We start from the raw sequence: 19,643 nt of genomic DNA, 5'->3' as shown, positions 1-19,643 counted from the left end.
TTAGGTAATCGGAGGTGACGTGCACATGCACGCCGCTACCGCTGCCGCCACTTCGCACTAGTAAGCAGTAATAAATAATGTGTTCCCCGTTGGAGTGCGTCCTGTTTTGGTCGCACCTTAATTAAAGGAACACCATTAAGACAGCACCCGGCCTGGCATATCCTCGCGGTCCTGTCTGGCCAAGCTCGCCCCGAGCGAGCCTCTAACTCTGGCCGTTTGTGCGTGCGAGGACGGTGGCAAATGCGGAAGAATTGCATCTCCGATCCGAAGACCCTGAAGGGCAGTCACCGCTGCACAAGGGGAACGAGGTTGAGTGCCCCCAGTCACAGGGCACGGGAAGGTTAGGTGGAAAGTGCCCATCGGTAAGGTCAGGTGGTACGACAAGGATCGCGGTTTTGGCTTCGTTTCGAATCCGGACGGTGAAGATGTCTACATCGGCAAGAACGTGCTGCCGAAAGGCGTGGAAGAACTCGTAACTGGTCAGCGCCTGGAGTACGACTACGCTGACGGCCGCCCAGGCCCGCAGGCCCTCCGGATCAAGGTGCTCGACGAGGGACCGCGCGGTGCCCGTCACCGCCGTGGCGGGGCAGGTGGGGGCGCAGGAGCCCGTCGTCAAGCAAAGAAGCACAGCCCCAGCGATCTCAACGGCATGATTTCGGACATGATTTCCATGCTGGAGTCGACGGTGCAGCGTGACCTGCGCGCCGGGCGTTACCCGGAGCGTAAGGACGGCCACCAGATGGCTGAAGTCCTGCGTGCGGTCGCGCGCGAGCTGGACTCGTAAGTCGGTAGAAGATGTGAAAAACGCCCGCTCACGAAGGTGGATAACCTCAGTGAGCGGGCGTTTTGCTGTGCTTTACGACGGTTCGTTGACGATCGACCAAGTAATACCGTAGGTGGTCTCTTCACCCTCGGAGTTCTTTCCGATGAGCGCGGTGGAAACCTCCACGACCCCGAGTGGGGTGCGTTTGCCGGCAACAGCTGCGGAGCCGGCGATGGTCTCGGTCGTGGCTTCGCCCGGATCCTTGCGAGAGGTGGAGTTGACCGCATCGTCGGAGAAGAAACGCTGCAGAGTCCAAGAGTTAGAGCCAACAGTGGAGCCGACGTTAACCTCAGCTGTCTCCTGCTCGCCCAGAGAAATCTTGGCGGCGTTGGCCTCAGTCGTGGTGCAGGCATTCTTCTCAAAGAGGTCGCAGACACGGTAGGGAAGAACCTCTGTGGTTTCGCCGTCCTGAATGACCTCGATGGACAGCGCGTGCGGGTCGTCGATTGCCTGGTTGGTCCACTTATTGACAGCAAGGACAATGCCGGTGACGACAAGACCCACCACGACAATAGCGCCGACAACCATGAACGCCTTACTATTCTGTTGCCAGCGGCGCCTACTCGATCCCATCAACTCTCACTTCCCGACATTCGTAACGGAATTGAAGCTACGTTCAGTCACACTAGCCGTTTTCGGGCCAGATACTGCTATTCACTCACGGTAACACGGTAGGCCGTGGGCCATTTCTTCCCTGTGAGCAGGAACTGGCGGGGGCCATTGGGGGAGGTAGAGGAAGAATCCGGCATTAGAGCAATGCCGTTGAGCACATCAATACTGTTTTGCTCTGCTGGGGAGAGCTGCGCGTACAAGTCGCGGAAGAGTTCGGTGGCATCGACGATGCCTGTGACCTTTCCGTCTTCCGGGTTGATGCGGTAGATGAATGGACTCTGCCAGACGTTGGCCCAAATCTCGCGGTGCGATTGCGGGGAGTTTGGTCCGTCCGCGTTGCTCTGGTTGTTTGAATCGCTCGTGTCCGCTGGTACTTCGTCCGGCACTTCGTCCAGAGCTGCGTCGCCGTTGACAGTGACGCACTCGAGTTCGTTGAGCCACGTTGTCTCTGTACCTGCTGCAGTGACCGCCAGTTGACGCTGGGAAGAGAGGTCATCGGGGGCGCGGAAAGTGAGGGTGCCACTGCCGTCGGAGGTCACGATGGTGTCATCGAAGGAGCACGCGCCCCAGCCCTCGGTGTCGAAGGGAACCTCGCGACGCTGCTTGAGAGTAGCCGCGTCGCGTTCAATGGCGCGTCCTTCCTTCCACGTCAGCTGCCACACGGTATCTCCATGACGGGTAATCCCCTCGCCGAAGAGTTCAGGCTGTAAATCTTCCACGTTGGTCGGCTCGGCTGCAGAGTTGTCGAGCCACTGCGGTAATCGGTAAATCTGGGACTCACCGTAGAGGCCGGTGCCCATCAACAAAGAACCATCGGGTTCGAACTCAAGGCCCTGGACAAAAGGCGCAGCGACATTCTTCTCCGTGGGAAGTGGTGGAGCCGAGACAGGATAGGACTGCTCGATGGCCAGTTTCAGTGTCGGAACGTCACCGAGCCCCGGCACCTTATCGGCACCGACCAGTTCGGAGGGATTAACCGATGCTGAAGTCGACCTTGGGGCGGTGCCGGAGTTCGAGTCCGCACTAGCTCCACTAGAAGGGGCCTCGCCTGAGGGATCGCCACCTGAACCAGTTTCAGCCGCACAGCCGGCCAATAGGGCGGCAGTTGCCACGGAGAGGATGGCAGCTCGGACCGTCGTAAAGCGTGATGAGTGGAAAGGGCGGGCGAGTTTTGCATCGCCCGACGGGAATCTGTCCATAGCTTCACTCTAGGATAGGAAACGTGACTGAAAATCGACGACGTTCCCGAAACAGCCGCCGACGGGGGAAGGTGATGAATCACCAGGCGGTCGACACTGCCCGTACCGCGATTGAAGAGCTCGGGGAGGGGCCTGCCGGCGCGCACACCGGTGTAAGTGTCGTAGGCGAGGGCGTTGCGGTGCATCGTTTTGCGGCTGACCTGCCCGGATACAGGGGCTGGGAGTGGCATGTGGTGGTCGCGTGCGCGCCGGGCACTCAACAGGCGACGGTCAGTGAAGTGGCTCTTGTCCCTGGCGAAACCGCGCTGCAGGCGCCTGAATGGGTGCCCTACGAGGAGCGGCTGCGCCCCGGTGACCTCGGTCCACGCGATTTGTTGCCGGCTGCAGTGGGAGATGAGCGACTCGACGGCGATGACTTGCAGACCCGCACCTTGTCGGCGCGTGGTGTGGAAGACACCGAGCAGCGTTGGGAAGAGGGCGATACCGGCCCCGAGAGTGACTTTGCTCGGGAAGCATTGCACCGTTGCCGAACCTGCGCCTTTATGGTCCCGCTGACCGGGCCGCTCGGTAAGAACTGGGGCGTGTGCGTTAACGAATGGACATTCGATGCCACGGCCGTAAGCTTTGACCACGGCTGCGGTGCTCACTCAGCTATCCCGGAAGTAACGGGGCAGGGTGCACCGGTGGCGGAACCCTACCAGGATTCCCACCTGTAGCTTTCCACCTAGGCAAACGCGATGACGAAGAAGGTGCAGTTTCGACGCCACCGTGGCCCCAGAGACTGCACCGTTACGGTTTTCGGCACAAAAATTCCGCTCTGACACGGATAAACACGTGACACGGATAGTAAAGAGACTCTAGAGAGGCATAAAAAATGGACAAAGGTACGTCCACCTCTGCAGCATCCTCAGATGAGGCGAAGGACTCCAAGCCTGCACGGAAGGGGAGCCATCTTTCGGCAGTGGACCGCTATTTTCACATCACGGAGCGCGGTTCGACGACCGTGACCGAGATTCGCGGTGGCGTAGTGACCTTCTTCGCGATGGCCTACATCATTCTGCTCAACCCGCTGATCCTCGGCAATATCGAGGATGTCAACGGCAATAGCCTGGGGATACCACAGGTCGCCGCTGTCACCGCGCTCGCCGCGGGTGTCATGACCATTACTTTTGGTCTCTTTGCCAAGTACCCCTTCGGCATTGCGACGGGCCTGGGCATCAACACCCTGGTTGCCGTGACATTCGTTGCTAACGAGGGGCTGGCCTGGGAAGAAGCGATGGGCCTGGTCGTGCTGGACGGCGTGATTATCGTGCTGCTGGCGCTGACCGGATTCCGCACAGCTGTCTTCCACGCGATTCCGTCCGATATGAAGGCCGCGATGAGTGTGGGTATCGGCCTATTCATTGCCATGATTGGTCTGGTCGACGGTGGCCTGGTTCGCCGTATTCCCGATGCCGCTGACACGACTGTTCCGGTGCAGCTCGGCATCAATGGTCAGATTGCCTCGTGGCCGACCGCCGTGTTCGTCCTCGGGCTGATTATCTGCGGCATCATGGTTGTCCGCAATATTCCAGGTGGCCTGTTCATCGGCATCGTGCTGAATACCATCATTGCGCTCGCAGTCGAGGCCTTGACGGATGCGGGCCCCTCCTTCGCTGATGGCAAGCCAGTGCCGACCGGTTGGAATCTTGCGGTACCGACTCTGCCGGACCGCGTAGGCGGCATGCCGGACTTGTCCCTCGTTGGAGCTGTGGATCTTTTCGGATCCTTTGCCCGCGTCGGTGCCCTCAGCGCCACCATGCTGTTGTTTACCTTGGTCCTGGCGAACTTCTTCGATGCCATGGGCACGATGACTGGTCTGGGCAAGCAGGCCGCACTTGTCGATGAAGACGGTGTGCTGCCGGACATGAAGCGCGCACTGGTTGTCGAAGGCACCGGTGCCATTGTCGGTGGTGCAGTCAGCTCCTCGTCGAACACCGTCTTTGTGGACTCCGCAGCGGGCATCGCCGATGGTGCACGCACTGGCCTTGCCAACATTGTCACCGGCATCCTCTTTCTGGCAGCGATGTTTTTCACCCCGCTCTATGAAATCGTGCCCATCGAGGCTGCCGCGCCAGTGCTGGTCATCGTCGGTGCCATGATGATCGGGCAGATTACCGAGATTGATTTCACCCGTTTCGACATCGCACTGCCGGCATTTTTGACTATTGTCACCATGCCGTTTACCTACTCGATTGCAAATGGTATCGGCATCGGTTTCATCACCTTTGCTGCGATGGCTATCTTCTCGGGTCGTGCCAAGTCCGTACATCCGCTGATGTGGATTGTCTCCGGCCTGTTCATCATCTACTTCGCCGCCGATCCGTTCACCGCTCTGCTGGGCGGCTAAAGAGTTTCCATGAGTACCACCACATCCCTCGAACGCTTTGCGCCCATCGTCGTCGACGATCCCGCCGACAGCCGTCTCGATGACATCCGCAACCTCAACAAGTCCGATTCCCGCCCCGATTTGCCCGGTGGGAAGGGGCTGGTCATCGCCGAAGGCACGCTCATTGTGCCGCGGTTAGTGCGCTCACGCTTTCCGCTCCGCGCAGTCTTTGGTACTCGCCAGAAGCTCGCATCGCTTGCCGACGGACTGACCGCGAGCGAGGCCGTTATTGCGGAAACGGTGCCCTGGTTTGAACTCGACCGCGAGGTTCTGGCCGCAGCGGCCGGATTTGATCTTCACCGCGGCCTTCTGGCCACCGCTGACCGCGCGCCGGAGCTATCGGTGGACCAAGTTCTGAGCGGAGCCACCACCTTGGCCGTGATGGAGGGCGTCGGCGACCACGAGAACATCGGAGCCCTGTTCCGTAACGCGGCGGGCATGGGCGTGGATGGGGTCGTCTTCGGCGCGGCCTGCGCCGATCCGCTGTATCGCCGCAGCGTGCGCGTTTCCATGGGGCATGTGCTGACAGTCCCATTTGCGACTCTGCCCGGTACTACGACCACCTGGCAGCGAAGCCTGGACCAGCTCAAAGAGCAGGGCTTCCGCGTGGTGTCCATGACCCCTGCGGGCACGGTGGACCTGTGGGATGCCATGGACACGGACAAGGTCGCGATTCTCGTTGGCGCTGAGGGACAGGGGCTTACCGAGCACGCGATGGTAGCCACCGATGTGCGTGCTCGCATTCCCATGTCACCGGGAACTGACAGCCTGAATGTGGCTACCTCCGCAGCGATTGCGTTCTACGAGCGACTGCGCGTTCAGTCGCAGCGCGCAGTGCGGTAGAGACTATTTCCCGAACTTGCCTCGCGCCCGCCGCCAGGTGCGGCCAGCGAAGTTCTTGGCCTTAGCCCCAAAGCGACTGAGCTCCTCCAGAAAGTCTCGGTTCGGCTCTGCGTTGTGAACTTCGTAGTCGTCGTAGGCGCGGTCAAGCTCTGCGCCAGACTCGGACGAACCCGGCTCACCCATTAGCCCGCGTGGACTACGAGACGTCGAATACGAAGCTCCGGGAGCCGCACGACGGCCATCCACCGCAAAACCACTAACAGGGATGTCTGTAGCGGGCGAATGCGGGTCGAATCCGAGCCAGTCGGTGATGACGGCGTCGGCAAGCTCTGCCGGAACGAACGGCAAACCGACCCCCTCGCGTGGACGTGAACCCGTATCTTCGAAAGCGTCGGGCAGCGGGCGGTGCTTGCCCGCCCAGAAACTGCCCTCTGCGGGGCAGGGAAGACCGATGTCTTCCAGTGTGCGGTAGCGAGTAGCGGAGAAAGCGCGCTTGAGCTCACCATCGTGCCAATGCGCAAAGGCACCGAAGCCCGTGGATTTATTCGACACACTCGCGAAGACGTCCGTGGCGGCAATCTCCTGCCGCAGACGAGGCGACAGCTTGGACAGCTGCGAGACATCATCGAGAACCGTCTGCAGTACGGCAACGCCCTCAAAGCCACCGATGTAGTATTCACCGTCACCGGTTTCCGCCGAGCGGTTGAGCGGGAAATCACCAATCGGTGTTACCGGCAGCGTTGAGTCATAGAGAGCTAGGAAACGACGCCCGAAACCGCGGTCGTGCTGAACACCTGTCTCCAGGGCCGCAGCAGGGTCATTGGTGCTGATAAACCAAATTGTGACTACACCGCGGCGAATCGCGGAGAATTCGAAATCAGAAGCGTTGCCACTGGTCATGGAGCTCATTGTCGAGGGAAACTCCTACTTCTTCGGGCCGTTCGGACGTACGCCGAGAAGCACATCCTCCCACGACGGCATGACAGTCTTCTTCTTGCGCTTCGGCTGCTCCGCGTCCGGGTGCTGCAAGAACTCCGTCTCGTCAATATCGTCGTCGGCGGCATCGCTTTGCGACGGAACGTCCTGCTCCCCGTGGCCTCGCTGCGGCTCCGCCGAAGACTGCCATGCGGCTGGCATCTCAGAGGTATCCGCGGTATCAGCAGCTCGATTGGCCTGCGGAGCCAAGTCTCGGTTGCGGCGGGCAAAGTCGGGGTCAATCAGCTCTGCTGCCAGCTCATTGCGAGCAATGGTGAGCGCGGAAAGTCCCTCCGCCTGGTAACTCCACTCGGCCACGTTGGTGGTATGGCCGACATTCCAAGTAACCGTCACAATCCACTGTCCACTCGGGTCGCGGTAGGCGTCCCACGAGGCATCGGCGAGTTCCTGGCCACGGGCGGCAAAAGCGGTGGCGAGAATCTCCCACAGGGACAACTTGGCCGGGCCATCAATGCGACGTGGCTTCGACTGCTTGCCGAGCTCCGCAATACGTGCGCGCTCTGCAAGCACCGGGTAGGCGAAGGACTCAATCTTGCGCGGCTGCATGCCGCTGTACTCAATGAGCTCCTCCACCGTCTGACCGCTGCGAATGCGGTCCTGAATTTCGCGCGGCGACAAAACTACGCGAGGCTCTTCCAGAACAGGCTTCGGCGCCGTTGGAGTCTTCTTCGGTGCCCCGCCTGCCGTAGCGGAGTTGCCGGCCGCCTCGCTGCCTTCGGCCGCGTCGCCGCTTGCGGTGGTGGCTTCCGCTGTGCTGCCACTAGTGGAACTTCCGTCGGTGGAGCCCCTCTCTGCGGTAGCACTCTCCCCAGAGCTACCGCTGGCAGTGGCGGTGGCGGCGCTGGATCCGTCGGCAAGCGATGCGGAATCAGCTACAGCAGGGGAACCAGTGGCATCGGCGAGCTCGAAGTGCTCGACCAGGAAAGTGCGCAGGTTCTCGTCGAGAGGCAGCGTGAAGCGAAGTCCCTCCTGCCGTTCCTGCTCGGTGATATCGGCGGGAACGAGAATCAGTGAATCGGTCACATCGCCGTCCAGAACGGGCTTCAGCTCCCTCATGCGAGAACCTCCTTGTTGGTCGACGTTATAAGTAATGCTCACTAATCATGGTAAACGACAAAACTCCCGCGTCACGGACAAATGGGGCAATGCCCTTGCGCGTGGCGCGGGAGTTATGCGGCTGAGGCCGGTATTTGGCTGTTACTTTGCAGCGTAGCCGTTGTCCAGAACCCAGTCGATAGCGCCAGTCAGACGACGGATGTCCTCCGGGTCGATGGCCGGGAACATACCGATGCGCAGCTGGTTGCGGCCCAGCTTGCGGTAAGGCTCGATGTCGAGGATGCCGTTGGCGCGCAGAACCTTGGCGATCTGTGCGGCGTCGATGTTGTCCTCGAAGTCGATGGTGCCGACGACCAGCGAGCGCTTTGCAGCATCGGTGACGAACGGAGTTGCCTCCGCGCGGTTCTCAGCCCAGTTGTAGAGGTGGGAGGAGGACTCGGTGGTGCGGGCAACCATGCCATCGAGGCCACCGTTGGCGTTCATCCACTTGACCTGATCAGCCAGCATCAGCAAAGTACCGACGGCCGGGGTGTTGTAGGTCTGGTTCTTGCGGGAGTTATCAACGGCAGTCTGCAGGTTCAGGAAAGCCGGGATGAAGCGGTCGGAAGAATTGATCTTCTCAATACGCTCGATGGCAGCCGGGGACATTGCAGCCAACCAGATGCCGCCGTCAGAAGCGAAGCACTTCTGCGGGGAGAAGTAGTAGACGTCAGCCTGGGACATGTCGACCGGGAGGCCGCCGGCACCGGAGGTGGCATCGATAGCCACGAGCTGGCCCTCGGAGCCTGCCGGGCGGGTGACCGGAACCATGGTGCCGGTGGAGGTCTCGTTGTGAGCCCAACCAATAAGGTCAACGCCCTCTTCGCCAGCGACAACCTCAGGTGCGGAACCCGGCTCTGCTTCGATGATCTGCGGAGCGTCGAGCCACGGAGTCATCTTGGAGGCCTTGGCAAACTTGGAGGAGAACTCACCGTAAGTCAGGTGAGCGGACTTCTTCTCGATGAGCCCAAAGGTGGCAGCATCCCAGAAAGCGGTTGCGCCGCCGAGGGACAGGACAATCTCGTAGCCGTCCGGAAGCTGGAAGAGCTCAGCCAGACCCTCGCGAACCTCACCAACAACGTTCTTCACTGCCGGCTGACGGTGGGAGGTACCCATGATAGAGGTACCGCCGTCAACGATTGCCTGAATCTGTGCCGGGCGAACCTTCGACGGACCGCAACCAAAGCGGCCGTCGCCGGGCTGGAACTCTTCAGGGAGGACTGGGAATTGATCGCTCATATGAGGCGCAACCTTTCAAAGTGCATTCAAAGTGAAGCTTGATATACAGCCGTTGTCTTCAAACTCTAGCGGTAATCGGGGGTACTTATAGCAAAAGGGTGGGGTTCAATTGCCCCCGCTTCCGTACTTTGCATAACAAAACAGGGTGGATTGGCGTATTTGCAAAGTTTGCGAAGAATTTTTTCCAGTTTTGTTGGTGCTGAAAACTTGGCGGTGTGGGGCCTCGGGCGGGCGGCGAGGGGTGAATTATTGTGGATTTAGTCGATGTGTTTTCGGGCGTCGGCTCAATGACTTTTGAACTTTTAAAGACATTGGCTGTTGAATGGGCTCCTGACCTCCTGATTAGTAAATGAGCAGTGACAACGTAATAAACCCGTTTTTTCCATTTGCATTTCGGGGTGAAGAAGGGTCAAGATTGGGTAAGCCCAGGCTGCCCGAATGGGGTAGAGGGTGTTGCACTGCTCACACTCTTTGATATTGTGTGTTCTAATCCACTGCAGGTGTCGGTTCTTTATGGTTACGACACGGTCGATGTGAACTAAGCAAACTTTTTTCACTGGGCAAGATGCAATGGAACGCAAATGTCGCGCATAATTGAATCATTGAAAACAATGCGACCCCGAAGGGGTGGCGTGGAGTTGGGAGGCAGCATGCTGTTTTCCGCTGTGCCTGCTTCCCCCGCACTCTGGAGTCGTTAAGAAGAATTTTTCTGTGAAAGGGAAGTTGTGGCTACTAAAGACGGCAAGGCTGTACTCCACTACCCGGGCGGCGAGTTCGAGATGGACATCGTCAAGGCAACCGAGGGTAACGACGGTATTGCACTGGGCAAGATGCTCCAGGAAACTGGACTGACCACCTTTGACCCGGGCTACACCGCCACCGGTTCTACCGAGTCCAAGATCACTTACATCGACGGCGGTAACGGCATCCTGCGCTACCGCGGTTACCCGATTGAGCAGCTGGCTGAGAAGGCTACCTTCAACGAGGTTTCCTACCTGCTGATTCACGGCCACCTTCCGTCTGAGGAAGAGCTTGCGCAGTTCAACCACGACATTCGTCACCACACCCTGCTGGACGAGGACTTCCGTCGCGCATTCAGCATCTTCCCGCGTGGCGCACACCCGATGCAGACCCTGGCTTCCTCGGTCAACATTCTGGCTTCCTACTACCAGGACGAGCTGGATCCGCTGAACGAAGAGCAGCGCAACCTGGCTGCGGTTCGCCTGATGGCTAAGGTCCCGATGCTGGCTGCATACGCTTACCGCGCATCCAAGGGCGAGCCGTACATGTACCCGGACAACAACCTGAACGCTCGCGAGAACTTCCTGCGCATGATGTTCGGTTACCCGACCGCTGACTACGAGGTTGACCCGGTAGTGGTTGACGCTCTGGACAAGCTGCTCATCCTGCACGCTGACCACGAGCAGAACTGCTCCACCTCCACCGTCCGCATGGTCGCTTCCTCCGGCGCTTCCATGTTCGTCTCCATCGCTGCTGGTATCAACGCTCTGTCTGGCCCGCTGCACGGTGGCGCTAACCAGGCTGTTCTGGAGATGCTCGAGGACATCCAGCAGAACCACGGTGGCGACGCAACCGAGTTCATGAACCGCGTGAAGAACAAGGAGCCGGGCGTCCGCCTGATGGGCTTCGGTCACCGCGTCTACAAGTCCTACGACCCGCGTGCAGCTATCGCTAAGAAGACCGCCCACGAGGTGCTCCAGCACCTCGGCGGCGACGAGCTGCTGGATCTGGCTATGAAGCTGGAAGAGATTGCACTGGCTGATGACTACTTCGTCTCCCGCAAGCTCTACCCGAACGTTGACTTCTACACCGGTCTGATTTACCGCGCCATGGGCTTCCCGACGGACTTCTTCACCGTCCTGTTCGCCATCGGCCGCCTCCCGGGCTGGATCGCTCAGTTCAACGAGCAGGTCACTGACCCGGCATCGAAGATCAACCGTCCTCGCCAGATTTACACCGGCGAGACCGAGCGTGACTTCGTTCCGCGCGACCAGCGCTAAGGATTTTCTAGCGATTACCGCGTAGGAGTTTCTCGCAGGTAACTCAGCATAGAAAAGTCCAGCGTTGAAAACGCGAAAAGGCGCGTACTAGCCTTCGAAAGGTTGGTACGCGCCTTTTATTTTTCCTAGAATTCTAAGAAACCCCATTTAAGTTGGGTCCATTTACGTTGGGCTGAATACCAACTGTGAAAAAGCCAACTGTGATAGGAGATTGTCTTGTCCAAGCCAGAACTCACTGCTAAGTCCGGTCCGGCTCCGACGGAACTCGTCATCAACGACCTCACTGTCGGTGACGGCAAGGAGGCCACCCCGGGTGCTCGTGTCGAGGTCCACTACGTGGGTGTTGACTACGAAACCGGTGAAGAGTTCGACTCTTCCTGGAACCGTGGCCAGTCCATCGAGTTCCCGCTGAACGGCCTGATTGCCGGTTGGCAGGAAGGCATTCCGGGCATGAAGGTCGGCGGTCGTCGCGAGCTGATTTGCCCGCCGGAGAAAGCTTACGGCCCGGCTGGTGCAGGACACTTCCTGTCTGGTAAGACCCTGGTCTTCGTCATCGACCTGTTGGACGTTAAGTAAAAGTCCGCATGCTAGCTCTGTTGGCCGGCTGAGCTTCGCTTCGCGGTTCCTGCCCATCCCTCCGTCGGCGGTTTGCAGGATTTCCGGCGAAGAAAGTGACTGCGTTTATGACACTTCAGGCGTGAAAAATTGCCCAAAAGTGTCATAAACTCAGTCACTTTCTTGCTTTCTGAGGTTGGGGTGGGGGCTGAAGGCCCAAACCAGCCCCACGCCAGCCCCAAACCAGGCCCAGACCCCTTACTCACCCAGCGCGAAGCGACGGTAGTGGTCGAAACGTTGCTCACGGCCAACGCGAGCCGGATTCTTCTCCAGCTCCCAGAGGGCGTGCTCGATAGCACTCAGAGCACGGCGGGGCAGTTCGGCCGGATTCTCAGGTTCGGCCACAATCTCGTCGATGACCCCGGTCTTCAGCATGGCCTCGGCGCCAACGCCCTGCTCCTCCATCATTTCCGGGGCATGCTCGGTGTCTCGGTAGATAATCGCCGAAGCACCCTCCGGCGGCAACGGAGACATCCAGGCATCGTGCATTGCCAGCACGCGGTCAGAGGGCAGCATGGCCAGCGCACCGCCACCGCAGCCCTGGCCGAGAATGAGTGACACGGTCGGAACCTTCAAGTTCACCAGCGTGGTCAAGGTGCGGGCAATCTCGCCGGCCATGGCATTTTCCTCGGCGTCTTTGGTCAACTCAGCGCCTGGGGTGTCAATGACCGTGACTAGCGGAATGTTCAGGCTCTCCGCGATGCGCATCGCACGGCGGGCAAAACGCAGTGAGCCAGGCCCCATTGGATGCGTGCCCAGCGGCGGCTGGTTATGGCGATCCTGGGCGACCAGAATCACCGGCCGCTCACCAATCCGCGCCAGGCGAGCCCGGACCGACAGCGACTTGTGGCCATCGCCGGTGCCGGAGATTGGCACGGAGCAGTCGACAAGGGCATCGATAATATCGCCGCCACCTGGACGAGAAGTATCGCGGGTGCGCAGGATAGCTTCCCAGGTATCGCGACCGTCAATGGCTGCTACTGGCGGTGGGGTGGGTTCGCTGGGGTCTCCGTCGGCAAGCACGTCGATGGTGCGGCGGACAGCGCCGCGCAGACCTTCGAGCGGAATGATGCCGTCGATAATGCCCTGCTTGAACAGGTTCTCGGAGGTCTGAACGCCTTCGGGCATGGGTTCGCCGGTAGCCAGCTCGACGACGCGCGGGCCGAGGAAGCCAAGAAGCGCGCCGGGCTCTGCGAAGGTGAAGTGGCCTGCCGACCCCCACGACGCCATGACACCACCGGTGGTGGGATTGCGCAGGTACACCAGGAATGGCAAGTGAGAATCCTTGTGGCGCGCCACTGCGGTGGTAATAGAGATCATGAGCGCGAACGCAGCAGTGCCCTCCTGCATGCGAGTGCCGCCCGAGGTCGGGGAGAGCAACAGCGGCAGCTGCTCCGCAGTCGCGCGCTCGATGCTGCGAATAATACGACGAGCGGTTGCGGCGCCGATAGAACCGCCGAGGAAGCCGAACTCAGAACAGATGACGGCGACGCGCTTGCCGCCGACGGTGCCTTCACCGGTGATAACGGCCTCATCGAGACCGGTCTTCTCAGAGGCTCGGGACAGTGTGCCGCGGTAGGCCTCGTCGATGTTGCCATGCTCGGGCGCGCCGTCCCAGGATGTGAAACTTCCGTGGTCGAGGACGGTATCTATTACTTGTTGGGCGCTGATTCTAGCCATACCTCCACGGTAGTAAACAAGGGGTAAACCGGCTTAGTTGATGGTGGGCGGAAAGGGGTAGCGCTATTGTCGGAAAAAACGTGTCCGCACTACCGAGGAGTCGAACCAATGCCGATTACTGAGCGCCTCACCGAGCTGGCTGAACAGAGGCCAAACGTATGTGTCGTCGGTTCCATCAACGCAGACCTGACTGTCACCGTGAAGCGCCTGCCGCATGGTGGCGAGACTATCGAGGGCAGTCCTCTGCGCATTCTGCCGGGCGGTAAGTCGGCGAATCAGGCGGCGACGGCTGGAAGACTGGGCGCGGCCGTGGAACTGGTCGGCGCGGTCGGTTCGGATCCCAATGCGCAGTTGCTGCGCGACGCGCTTACCGACGCTCACGTGGACATCTCTGCAGTTGAGACCGTCGACTCTGCCACTGGTACAGCCATGATTGTCGTTGATGATGCGGCGGAGAATTTCATTGTCATCTCCGCTGGCGCCAATGGTGAAGTCGATGCTGAGATGGTGCGCAGTCATGCGGACAAGATTCAGCGGGCTGGGTGCCTCGGTCTGTGTCTGGAGATTTGTGATGAGGCTGTCCTGGCCGCCGCACAGATTGCCCACGATGCGGGTGTGCCGGTGGTGTTCAACCTGTCGCCGATTCGGGCGGTCAGTGAGGATCTGCTCGCGCTGGTCGATGTCCTCATTGTCAACGAGCACGAACTCGCAGCCATCATCGGCTCCGAGCGCGCGGTCGCCGGTTGCGAGCACGGTCAGTGGGATGCGGTTGGGCGCGCGCTTGCCGACGAACACGGGATTTCCACGGCCATTGTCACACTTGGCGGGGAGGGGTCTGCGGTCTTGAGGACGTCGGAAAGCGAGGTGGCAGTCACTCGCATTCCAGCGCTGCCCATCGAGGTCGTGGACACCACGGGCTGCGGTGATGCGTACATGGGTACGGTCCTCACCGCGTTGGCCGCGGGCGATGATGTGGTGACGGCAGCTCGTCTTGCGGCGGTGGTCTCGGCTCATGCGGCGACAGGCGTGGGGGCGCAGACCTCCTATGGCGAGACAGGAAAAATCGCGCAGTTTGCGGCGGACCATGGTCTATAAGGTGCGCTGAGCAAACTACGCGATTGACGATTATTCGGTTTTAGGTGACCGTGGCCGAAGGAGTCACGCTCTTTTGGGCAGGGCTGGGGCTAGCTCTTGGCTGTCAGAGCCTTCTTCCAGCTGACCGCGGCACCGGTGCGCAGGACATTGCGCGGGTAGATCCAGGCGGCGAGTGCGATGACTGCGGCTACTCCCACAACCATGATTAGCAGCGAAGCCGCCAACTGGAGTGCGGAGAAGTTGCCAACGGCGTACTGCATCGGGGCAGTGGTGATGGAAACCGGTGGAATCCACGCTGCAATCTGCATGACGGTAGAGTCCAGCTTGCTCCAGCCAAACAGCGGAACATACATCGTGATCAGCGAGAACACTAGTACCGGCATCTGTGCGCCCTGGAAATCTTCCATACGGCTGACCAAGGATGCGGAGGCTGCATACAGCGCGGCGAAGAAGAAGTAACCGAGGATGAAGCACGGGACCAGCAGCCAGACTGCGGACCACGGCACATCGAAGCTCTCCGCCAATCCGGTAATCATGAGGGCAACTGCGGCGCTGGCGGTCAGCACGCTCATCATGATGATGCCAGCCAGACCGGCGCCGAGGATCTTGCCAGCCAGCAGGTGCGCCGGGCGAACGGTCGAGAGAATGATCTCGATGACGCGGGAGGACTTCTCCTCGATGACGCTGGTGGCCACCGCGCCGCCGAAGACGAGGATGGCGGTCATCATGACCATCACACCAATCAGTGTGATGACCACTGCGGGCATCTTCTCGTCTTTGGCTTCATCCAGCGACTCCACCGACACGGCTGCGCTTTGAGTCTTGGAGAAAAACTCGCTGGGGTTGATTCCGTTTTCGCTGAGCAGCATGGCTTCATTTTGTTTCTGCAGCGATTCCTGCAGCATTGGGGCCAGCCAGGATGGGGCGTCGTCGGCAAGCAGCTTCCACGAGCCCTCCTTGCCTTCTGCGGTGTCGGGGACGAGAGCGGCGTCGGCGTCACCGTCGGTGACGGCAGCGCGAGCGGCCTTGTCGTCTGCCGCGGACGTAATCTCCAACGGTGAGAGCGATGCTGTGGCAAATGCGCCGGCTGCGGCATCCGCGCCTTCAGCATCCTTTATTTCGGCGGTAGCGTCGGCGAGAGAGTCCGCGAACGGCGCTTCTCCGACGACCGCGATTTTTACGGTGTCATTATCGGACTTGGAGGTCATGTAGTCGGCAACGAAGATACCGCCGACGGCCGCCACTGCCATGATGATGAGCGTGATTAGCGAGCTTTTCTTCAGCAGATGCTCGCGGAGTTCGCGGACGAAAACAGTCTTGACGGCCGTTGAGGCGTTGTAAGTGTTGGTGCTCATTGCTGTACGGCCTCCTGGTAGAGCTCGGTAAGTGGAATTTGCAGAGGTCCAAACGAACGGACCGTTCCCGCTGCCATCGCGCTGTGTAGCAGCTTCTGGTCGGTGTCGGCGGGGGCGTTGGAATCGAGGTGAACGACGGTGGCACCATGGGTATCACGCTCCACGCTTGTCACGCCCTCGACGGAGGTCGCCCAATCCTGGGGCGCACCATCGAGCTTGACGACGAAAGCCCGTGGGCCCCGTGCTCGCAGCTCATCAACAGTGCCTTCCACGAGCATGCGGCCGTCGCGGATGATGCCGACGCGGTCACACATGCGCTCGACAAGGTCGAGCTGGTGGGAAGAGAACACAATCGGGGTGCCGCGGTCGGCGTACTCCTTGAGTACGGAGCTCATCACCTTGACCGCAACTGGGTCGAGACCAGAGAAGGGCTCGTCGAGGACGAGTATTTCTGGGTCGTGGACGAGGGAGGCTGCCAGCTGCACGCGCTGCTGATTGCCGAGCGAGAGCGTGTCGACCTTGTCGTTGGCGCGCTCGGTGAGACCGAGGCGCTCCAACAAGTTGTCGGCGTTGGACTCCGCGCGCTTGGTGGGCACACCGTGCAAGCGAGCAAAGTAAATCAGCTGCTTGTGGACCTCTGCCTTTGGGTAGAGGCCGCGTTCTTCTGGCATGTAGCCAATCGTGCGGCGCAGCGAGTCATTCATCGGGGTATCGCCGATGCGTACCTCGCCTTTATCGGTAGCCAGCACGCCCAGGGCAATGCGCATAGTGGTGGTCTTGCCGGCACCGTTAGAGCCGACGAAGCCGTAGATTTCTCCAGGGTGAACTTGGAAGCTCATGCCGCGGAGAACCTGCAGGTCTCCGTAGGACTTCTCAAGCCCGTCAATAATGAGGCTGTTCATGGTGATCCTTAGATTGAGGAGTGAAGGGCAGGGGAGGGATGTGAGTTTTTGAGCCCGTACTAGTCGTCGCGCAGATTCCAGGCGTAGACGACGGTGGGCAGCGTGGAAATGAAGAGAAAGATGACGATGCCGACAACTCCGAAGCTGTACGGAACGTAATGCCCCCAGTCCGCCTGGCTGTTCATGACCGGCACACCGACAATAAGCAGGGCCAGGAAGACTGTCAGGCCGAAGTAGGTGTAGCAGCGGTATGTCAGTCCCCACAGGTTCAGGATCTGTTCCTGCTGGTATTCGTCCAGTAGTGAGATGGGTGCGCTGTCAACCATGTCGACGGTGATGTTGAGGCTGGTCCAGACGAAGATCAAGATGAGGGAAACCACTGGCCAGAGCAGAGAAAGCCAGCCCGGGAACATGTCGGTCAGGCTACCGAGAAGCGCGATGCCACTCAGCAGCATCAGCACAACGCATACCTCGTATGCGATGACCAGCTTCCGCCGCGCCGCCTGGTTGCGCCACTTGGGCAGCCAGCTCGACATCTGCTCGACACGCTTTGTGTATTTCGCTTCGCGCCGGGCTTCTAGCTTCTCGAAAAAGCTCGGTGTTGCGTTTTCAGTCCGAATCGTTGGCATCGTTAGCTTTCCTTTCGGTATAGGGCAGAGGACATAGGCTTGAATTCCTCGCGAGAGAACACCGCCTCAACGGGGAGATCGAACACCGCGCAGATGCGAAATGCCAGATCCAAGCTGGGGTAGTGGTCACCTCGCTCCAACGCGCCAATCGTTTGAGGATTGACCTCTACTTGTTTGGCTAGTTCGGCTCGGCTGAGGCCGTGTTCTGCCCGCAGCACTGAAATTCTGTTGAATATCGGGTCTTTGGGTTTAATCTTTGGGGACACACCCCAAAGTGTTGTATAAACACAACGCTACGTCAACTGCTTGCAACAAAATGAAGCGCACTCACCTTTCTAAACCGCAGGTCAGCTGGGTAGAAAAAATCTAAAAAACTTTCAGTCCGTACACTCGGTTGGCATGACCACACTCAATCTGAAGTACGATGCAGCGACAACCGGAATTGCCAACGTGGAAATGGTCGATGGCAACGCCATCCCGATTCTGGGGTTCGGTACCTACAAGCTTGACGATGAGCAGGCGCGCGAATCCGTGCGCTACGCCCTGGAAATCGGCTACCGCCACATCGACACCGCATCGCTCTATCGCAATGAGCGAGGGGTGGGGCAGGGTATTGCTGATGCGGTCGCTGCGAACGTCGTAAAGCGTGAAGATATCTTCGTGACCACGAAGGTCTGGAACGATGCGCAGGGGTCGACGGCGACGCGCGAGTCCGTGCGGGCATCTTTAGAACGGCTCGGCCTTGACTACGTTGACCTGGTGCTTGTGCACTGGCCGGTGGAGAAGCAGGGGACGTTTGGGCAGTGTTTCGATACGCTACTGGAGCTCAAGAGGGAGGGGCTGATTCGCTCGGTTGGTGTGGCGAACTTTTACCCAGAGGTGCTCGACCAGCTCTCGGAGACTCCGGTGGTCAACCAGATTGAGCTGCATCCGCAGTTCCCGCAGAATGAGCAGGTTGAAGACGATCGCCGTCGCGGTATCGTCACGCAGGCTTGGTCGCCGCTGGGGCGCGCGAAGTACTTTGAGGGCTCGCCGATTGCTGAAATCGCAGATCGCCTGGGTAAAACTCCCGCCCAAGTTGCTATCCGCTGGCACCTTCAGCGTGGCATCGTGGCCATCCCGAAGTCGGGCACGCCGTCGCGCATCAAGGAGAACTTTCAGGTCACCGACTTTGAACTCACCGACGAGGACATGGAAACGATTGCGTCGATGGCGCGTGCCGACGGGCGCCTGAGCGGCGACCCGCGGGTATTCGGCAACGAATAAGCGAATTTAGATTTGCTTATAGCCCCATCACTATTGGTATTTCGCGGGTAGCCTAAATGCTATGAGGAACCCAGTATCTGAAATCCGCGTCGAAGCCGACGGCGCAATTGTCACTATCACCATCGACCGAGATCATAAGCGCAACTCCTTGACTGCCGACGTGTGTCGTGACATCGCCGATGCGGTGGAAGCTGCCGCTGAGGTTCCAGAGCAGCGCGTTATCCTGCTGCGCGGCGAAGGTCGTGCTTTCTGCGCTGGTGCTGACCTGAGTGGCCAGCATCATGAAGATTCCTTCCACGAACAGCTACGTCGAATGCTGCGCACAATCGAGGCCAGCCGTCTGGTGGTTATAGCGGATGTGCAGGGGCCGGCTGTCGGGGCTGGTATGCAGCTGGCGATGGCGGCCGATTTGCGCGTCGTGGGTGAGCGCGGCTGGTTTATGATTCCGCCGGTCAAGCTCGGTATTGCTGTCGATGCCTGGACAATTCGCCGCGTACGCGTACTCGTCGGAGGTGCCCGCGCCCGCACTATTTTGTTGGCGGCCGAGCGCATGGATCAGGAAGCCGCCCGCGGTTGTGGTCTGGCTTCCTACCTCGGTGGTCCGGACAAGGCGGAGGAGGTAGCGCTTCGTATCGCCACCTACGCGCCCCTGTCGCTGGCCTACCACAAGGCAGTGCTCAACGACGATGAGACACATAGCCCGTTGAAGGACTACCAGCAGGAGCTCTACGACACGGTGTGGGCTTCCGAGGATGCTGCGGAGGCATCGAAGGCGCGAGCCGAAAAGCGCGAACCAAATTTCATTGGCAAATAGGTCGAATAGGTTCAGCAATTAGGCGAATAGG

Annotated in this window: 19 protein-coding genes; 9 read left to right on the top strand and 10 right to left on the bottom strand. The window is 59.7% G+C overall.

Annotation, left to right across the window (positions count from 1 at the left end):
- Positions 1 to 352: 352 nt before the first annotated feature.
- Complete coding sequence (locus HMPREF3135_RS01845) at positions 353 to 784, top strand: cold-shock protein (RefSeq protein WP_005511873.1); 432 nt, start codon at positions 353 to 355, stop codon at positions 782 to 784.
- A gap of 72 nt (positions 785 to 856) precedes the next feature.
- Here the strand turns inward: HMPREF3135_RS01845 and HMPREF3135_RS01840 are convergent, their stop codons facing one another.
- Together HMPREF3135_RS01840 and HMPREF3135_RS01835 are read right to left on the bottom strand one after the other, a co-directional pair.
- On the bottom strand, positions 857 to 1,351 hold the full coding sequence (locus HMPREF3135_RS01840) for a DUF2771 family protein (protein ID WP_016423315.1): 495 nt from the start codon (positions 1,349 to 1,351) through the stop codon (positions 857 to 859).
- 122 nt (positions 1,352 to 1,473) lie between these two features.
- Entirely contained in the window at positions 1,474 to 2,634 is a 1,161-nt protein-coding gene (locus tag HMPREF3135_RS01835) for a glutaminyl-peptide cyclotransferase (protein WP_070437605.1), read from the bottom strand.
- Between the two features lie 23 nt (positions 2,635 to 2,657).
- On the opposite strand from HMPREF3135_RS01835, the gene HMPREF3135_RS01830 reads away from it, so the two are divergent.
- From HMPREF3135_RS01830 to HMPREF3135_RS01820, 3 genes are all read left to right on the top strand, one after another.
- On the top strand, positions 2,658 to 3,350 hold the full coding sequence (locus tag HMPREF3135_RS01830; protein ID WP_224433761.1) for a DUF3027 domain-containing protein: 693 nt from the start codon (positions 2,658 to 2,660) through the stop codon (positions 3,348 to 3,350).
- A gap of 158 nt (positions 3,351 to 3,508) precedes the next feature.
- Positions 3,509 to 5,023 carry an NCS2 family permease gene (locus tag HMPREF3135_RS01825; protein ID WP_070437602.1) on the top strand — a complete coding sequence of 505 codons (1,515 nt, stop codon included), beginning with the start codon at positions 3,509 to 3,511 and terminating at the stop codon, positions 5,021 to 5,023.
- A 9-nt stretch (positions 5,024 to 5,032) separates the two neighbouring features.
- Positions 5,033 to 5,905 carry a TrmH family RNA methyltransferase gene (locus HMPREF3135_RS01820; RefSeq protein ID WP_070429966.1) on the top strand — a complete coding sequence of 291 codons (873 nt, stop codon included), beginning with the start codon at positions 5,033 to 5,035 and terminating at the stop codon, positions 5,903 to 5,905.
- 3 nt (positions 5,906 to 5,908) lie between these two features.
- Here the strand turns inward: HMPREF3135_RS01820 and HMPREF3135_RS01815 are convergent, their stop codons facing one another.
- From HMPREF3135_RS01815 to serC, 3 genes are all read right to left on the bottom strand, one after another.
- The gene (locus HMPREF3135_RS01815) at positions 5,909 to 6,805 is read right to left on the bottom strand and encodes a DUF6928 family protein (protein WP_246818292.1); all 897 of its coding nucleotides are present in this window, start codon (positions 6,803 to 6,805) and stop codon (positions 5,909 to 5,911) included.
- Positions 6,806 to 6,829: 24 nt separating this feature from the next.
- A complete protein-coding gene (gene sepH / locus HMPREF3135_RS01810) occupies positions 6,830 to 7,957 on the bottom strand; it encodes a septation protein SepH (protein ID WP_083280588.1) in 1,128 nt (375 codons plus the stop codon).
- Positions 7,958 to 8,098: 141 nt separating this feature from the next.
- Positions 8,099 to 9,235 carry a phosphoserine transaminase gene (gene serC / locus HMPREF3135_RS01805; protein WP_070437596.1) on the bottom strand — a complete coding sequence of 379 codons (1,137 nt, stop codon included), beginning with the start codon at positions 9,233 to 9,235 and terminating at the stop codon, positions 8,099 to 8,101.
- Positions 9,236 to 9,960: 725 nt separating this feature from the next.
- On the opposite strand from serC, the gene HMPREF3135_RS01800 reads away from it, so the two are divergent.
- Entirely contained in the window at positions 9,961 to 11,256 is a 1,296-nt protein-coding gene (locus tag HMPREF3135_RS01800; protein ID WP_016423307.1) for a citrate synthase, read from the top strand.
- 216 nt (positions 11,257 to 11,472) lie between these two features.
- Complete coding sequence (locus HMPREF3135_RS01795) at positions 11,473 to 11,832, top strand: FKBP-type peptidyl-prolyl cis-trans isomerase (protein ID WP_005511805.1); 360 nt, start codon at positions 11,473 to 11,475, stop codon at positions 11,830 to 11,832.
- Between the two features lie 237 nt (positions 11,833 to 12,069).
- On the opposite strand, the gene HMPREF3135_RS01790 is transcribed toward HMPREF3135_RS01795, so the two are convergent.
- The gene (locus HMPREF3135_RS01790; protein WP_070437593.1) at positions 12,070 to 13,551 is read right to left on the bottom strand and encodes a carboxyl transferase domain-containing protein; all 1,482 of its coding nucleotides are present in this window, start codon (positions 13,549 to 13,551) and stop codon (positions 12,070 to 12,072) included.
- Between the two features lie 108 nt (positions 13,552 to 13,659).
- Between HMPREF3135_RS01790 and HMPREF3135_RS01785 the strand changes: the two genes are divergently transcribed.
- On the top strand, positions 13,660 to 14,646 hold the full coding sequence (locus HMPREF3135_RS01785) for a ribokinase (RefSeq protein ID WP_016423305.1): 987 nt from the start codon (positions 13,660 to 13,662) through the stop codon (positions 14,644 to 14,646).
- Positions 14,647 to 14,735: 89 nt separating this feature from the next.
- Here the strand turns inward: HMPREF3135_RS01785 and HMPREF3135_RS01780 are convergent, their stop codons facing one another.
- The 4 genes from HMPREF3135_RS01780 to HMPREF3135_RS01765 are packed head-to-tail and all read right to left on the bottom strand — an operon-like array spanning position 14,736 to position 17,798.
- Positions 14,736 to 16,001, bottom strand: coding sequence for an ABC transporter permease (locus tag HMPREF3135_RS01780; RefSeq protein ID WP_016423304.1), 1,266 nt, complete (start codon positions 15,999 to 16,001; stop codon positions 14,736 to 14,738).
- Complete coding sequence (locus tag HMPREF3135_RS01775; protein WP_070429961.1) at positions 15,998 to 16,903, bottom strand: ABC transporter ATP-binding protein; 906 nt, start codon at positions 16,901 to 16,903, stop codon at positions 15,998 to 16,000. The genes HMPREF3135_RS01780 and HMPREF3135_RS01775 overlap by 4 nt, the downstream gene beginning before the upstream one ends.
- Positions 16,904 to 16,962: 59 nt before the next feature.
- Positions 16,963 to 17,532 (bottom strand): hypothetical protein, encoded by a 570-nt coding sequence (locus tag HMPREF3135_RS01770; RefSeq protein ID WP_070437590.1) that lies wholly within the window; start codon positions 17,530 to 17,532, stop codon positions 16,963 to 16,965.
- A gap of 2 nt (positions 17,533 to 17,534) precedes the next feature.
- Positions 17,535 to 17,798, bottom strand: coding sequence for a helix-turn-helix transcriptional regulator (locus tag HMPREF3135_RS01765; RefSeq protein ID WP_005511796.1), 264 nt, complete (start codon positions 17,796 to 17,798; stop codon positions 17,535 to 17,537).
- 133 nt (positions 17,799 to 17,931) lie between these two features.
- Here HMPREF3135_RS01765 and HMPREF3135_RS01760 point away from each other — a divergent pair, with 133 nt between their 5' ends.
- Both HMPREF3135_RS01760 and HMPREF3135_RS01755 read left to right on the top strand, forming a co-directional pair.
- Positions 17,932 to 18,798, top strand: coding sequence for an aldo/keto reductase (locus HMPREF3135_RS01760; RefSeq protein ID WP_070429959.1), 867 nt, complete (start codon positions 17,932 to 17,934; stop codon positions 18,796 to 18,798).
- Between the two features lie 61 nt (positions 18,799 to 18,859).
- A complete protein-coding gene (locus HMPREF3135_RS01755; RefSeq protein ID WP_070429958.1) occupies positions 18,860 to 19,612 on the top strand; it encodes an enoyl-CoA hydratase in 753 nt (250 codons plus the stop codon).
- Positions 19,613 to 19,643: the final 31 nt, after the last annotated feature.

The sequence above is a fragment of the Corynebacterium sp. HMSC14H10 genome (assembly GCF_001807105.1).
GTDB lineage: Bacteria > Actinomycetota > Actinomycetes > Mycobacteriales > Mycobacteriaceae > Corynebacterium > Corynebacterium jeikeium_D.
Note: the sequence above shows the minus strand (reverse complement) of the source record. Positions and strands in the feature narration are given on the sequence as shown.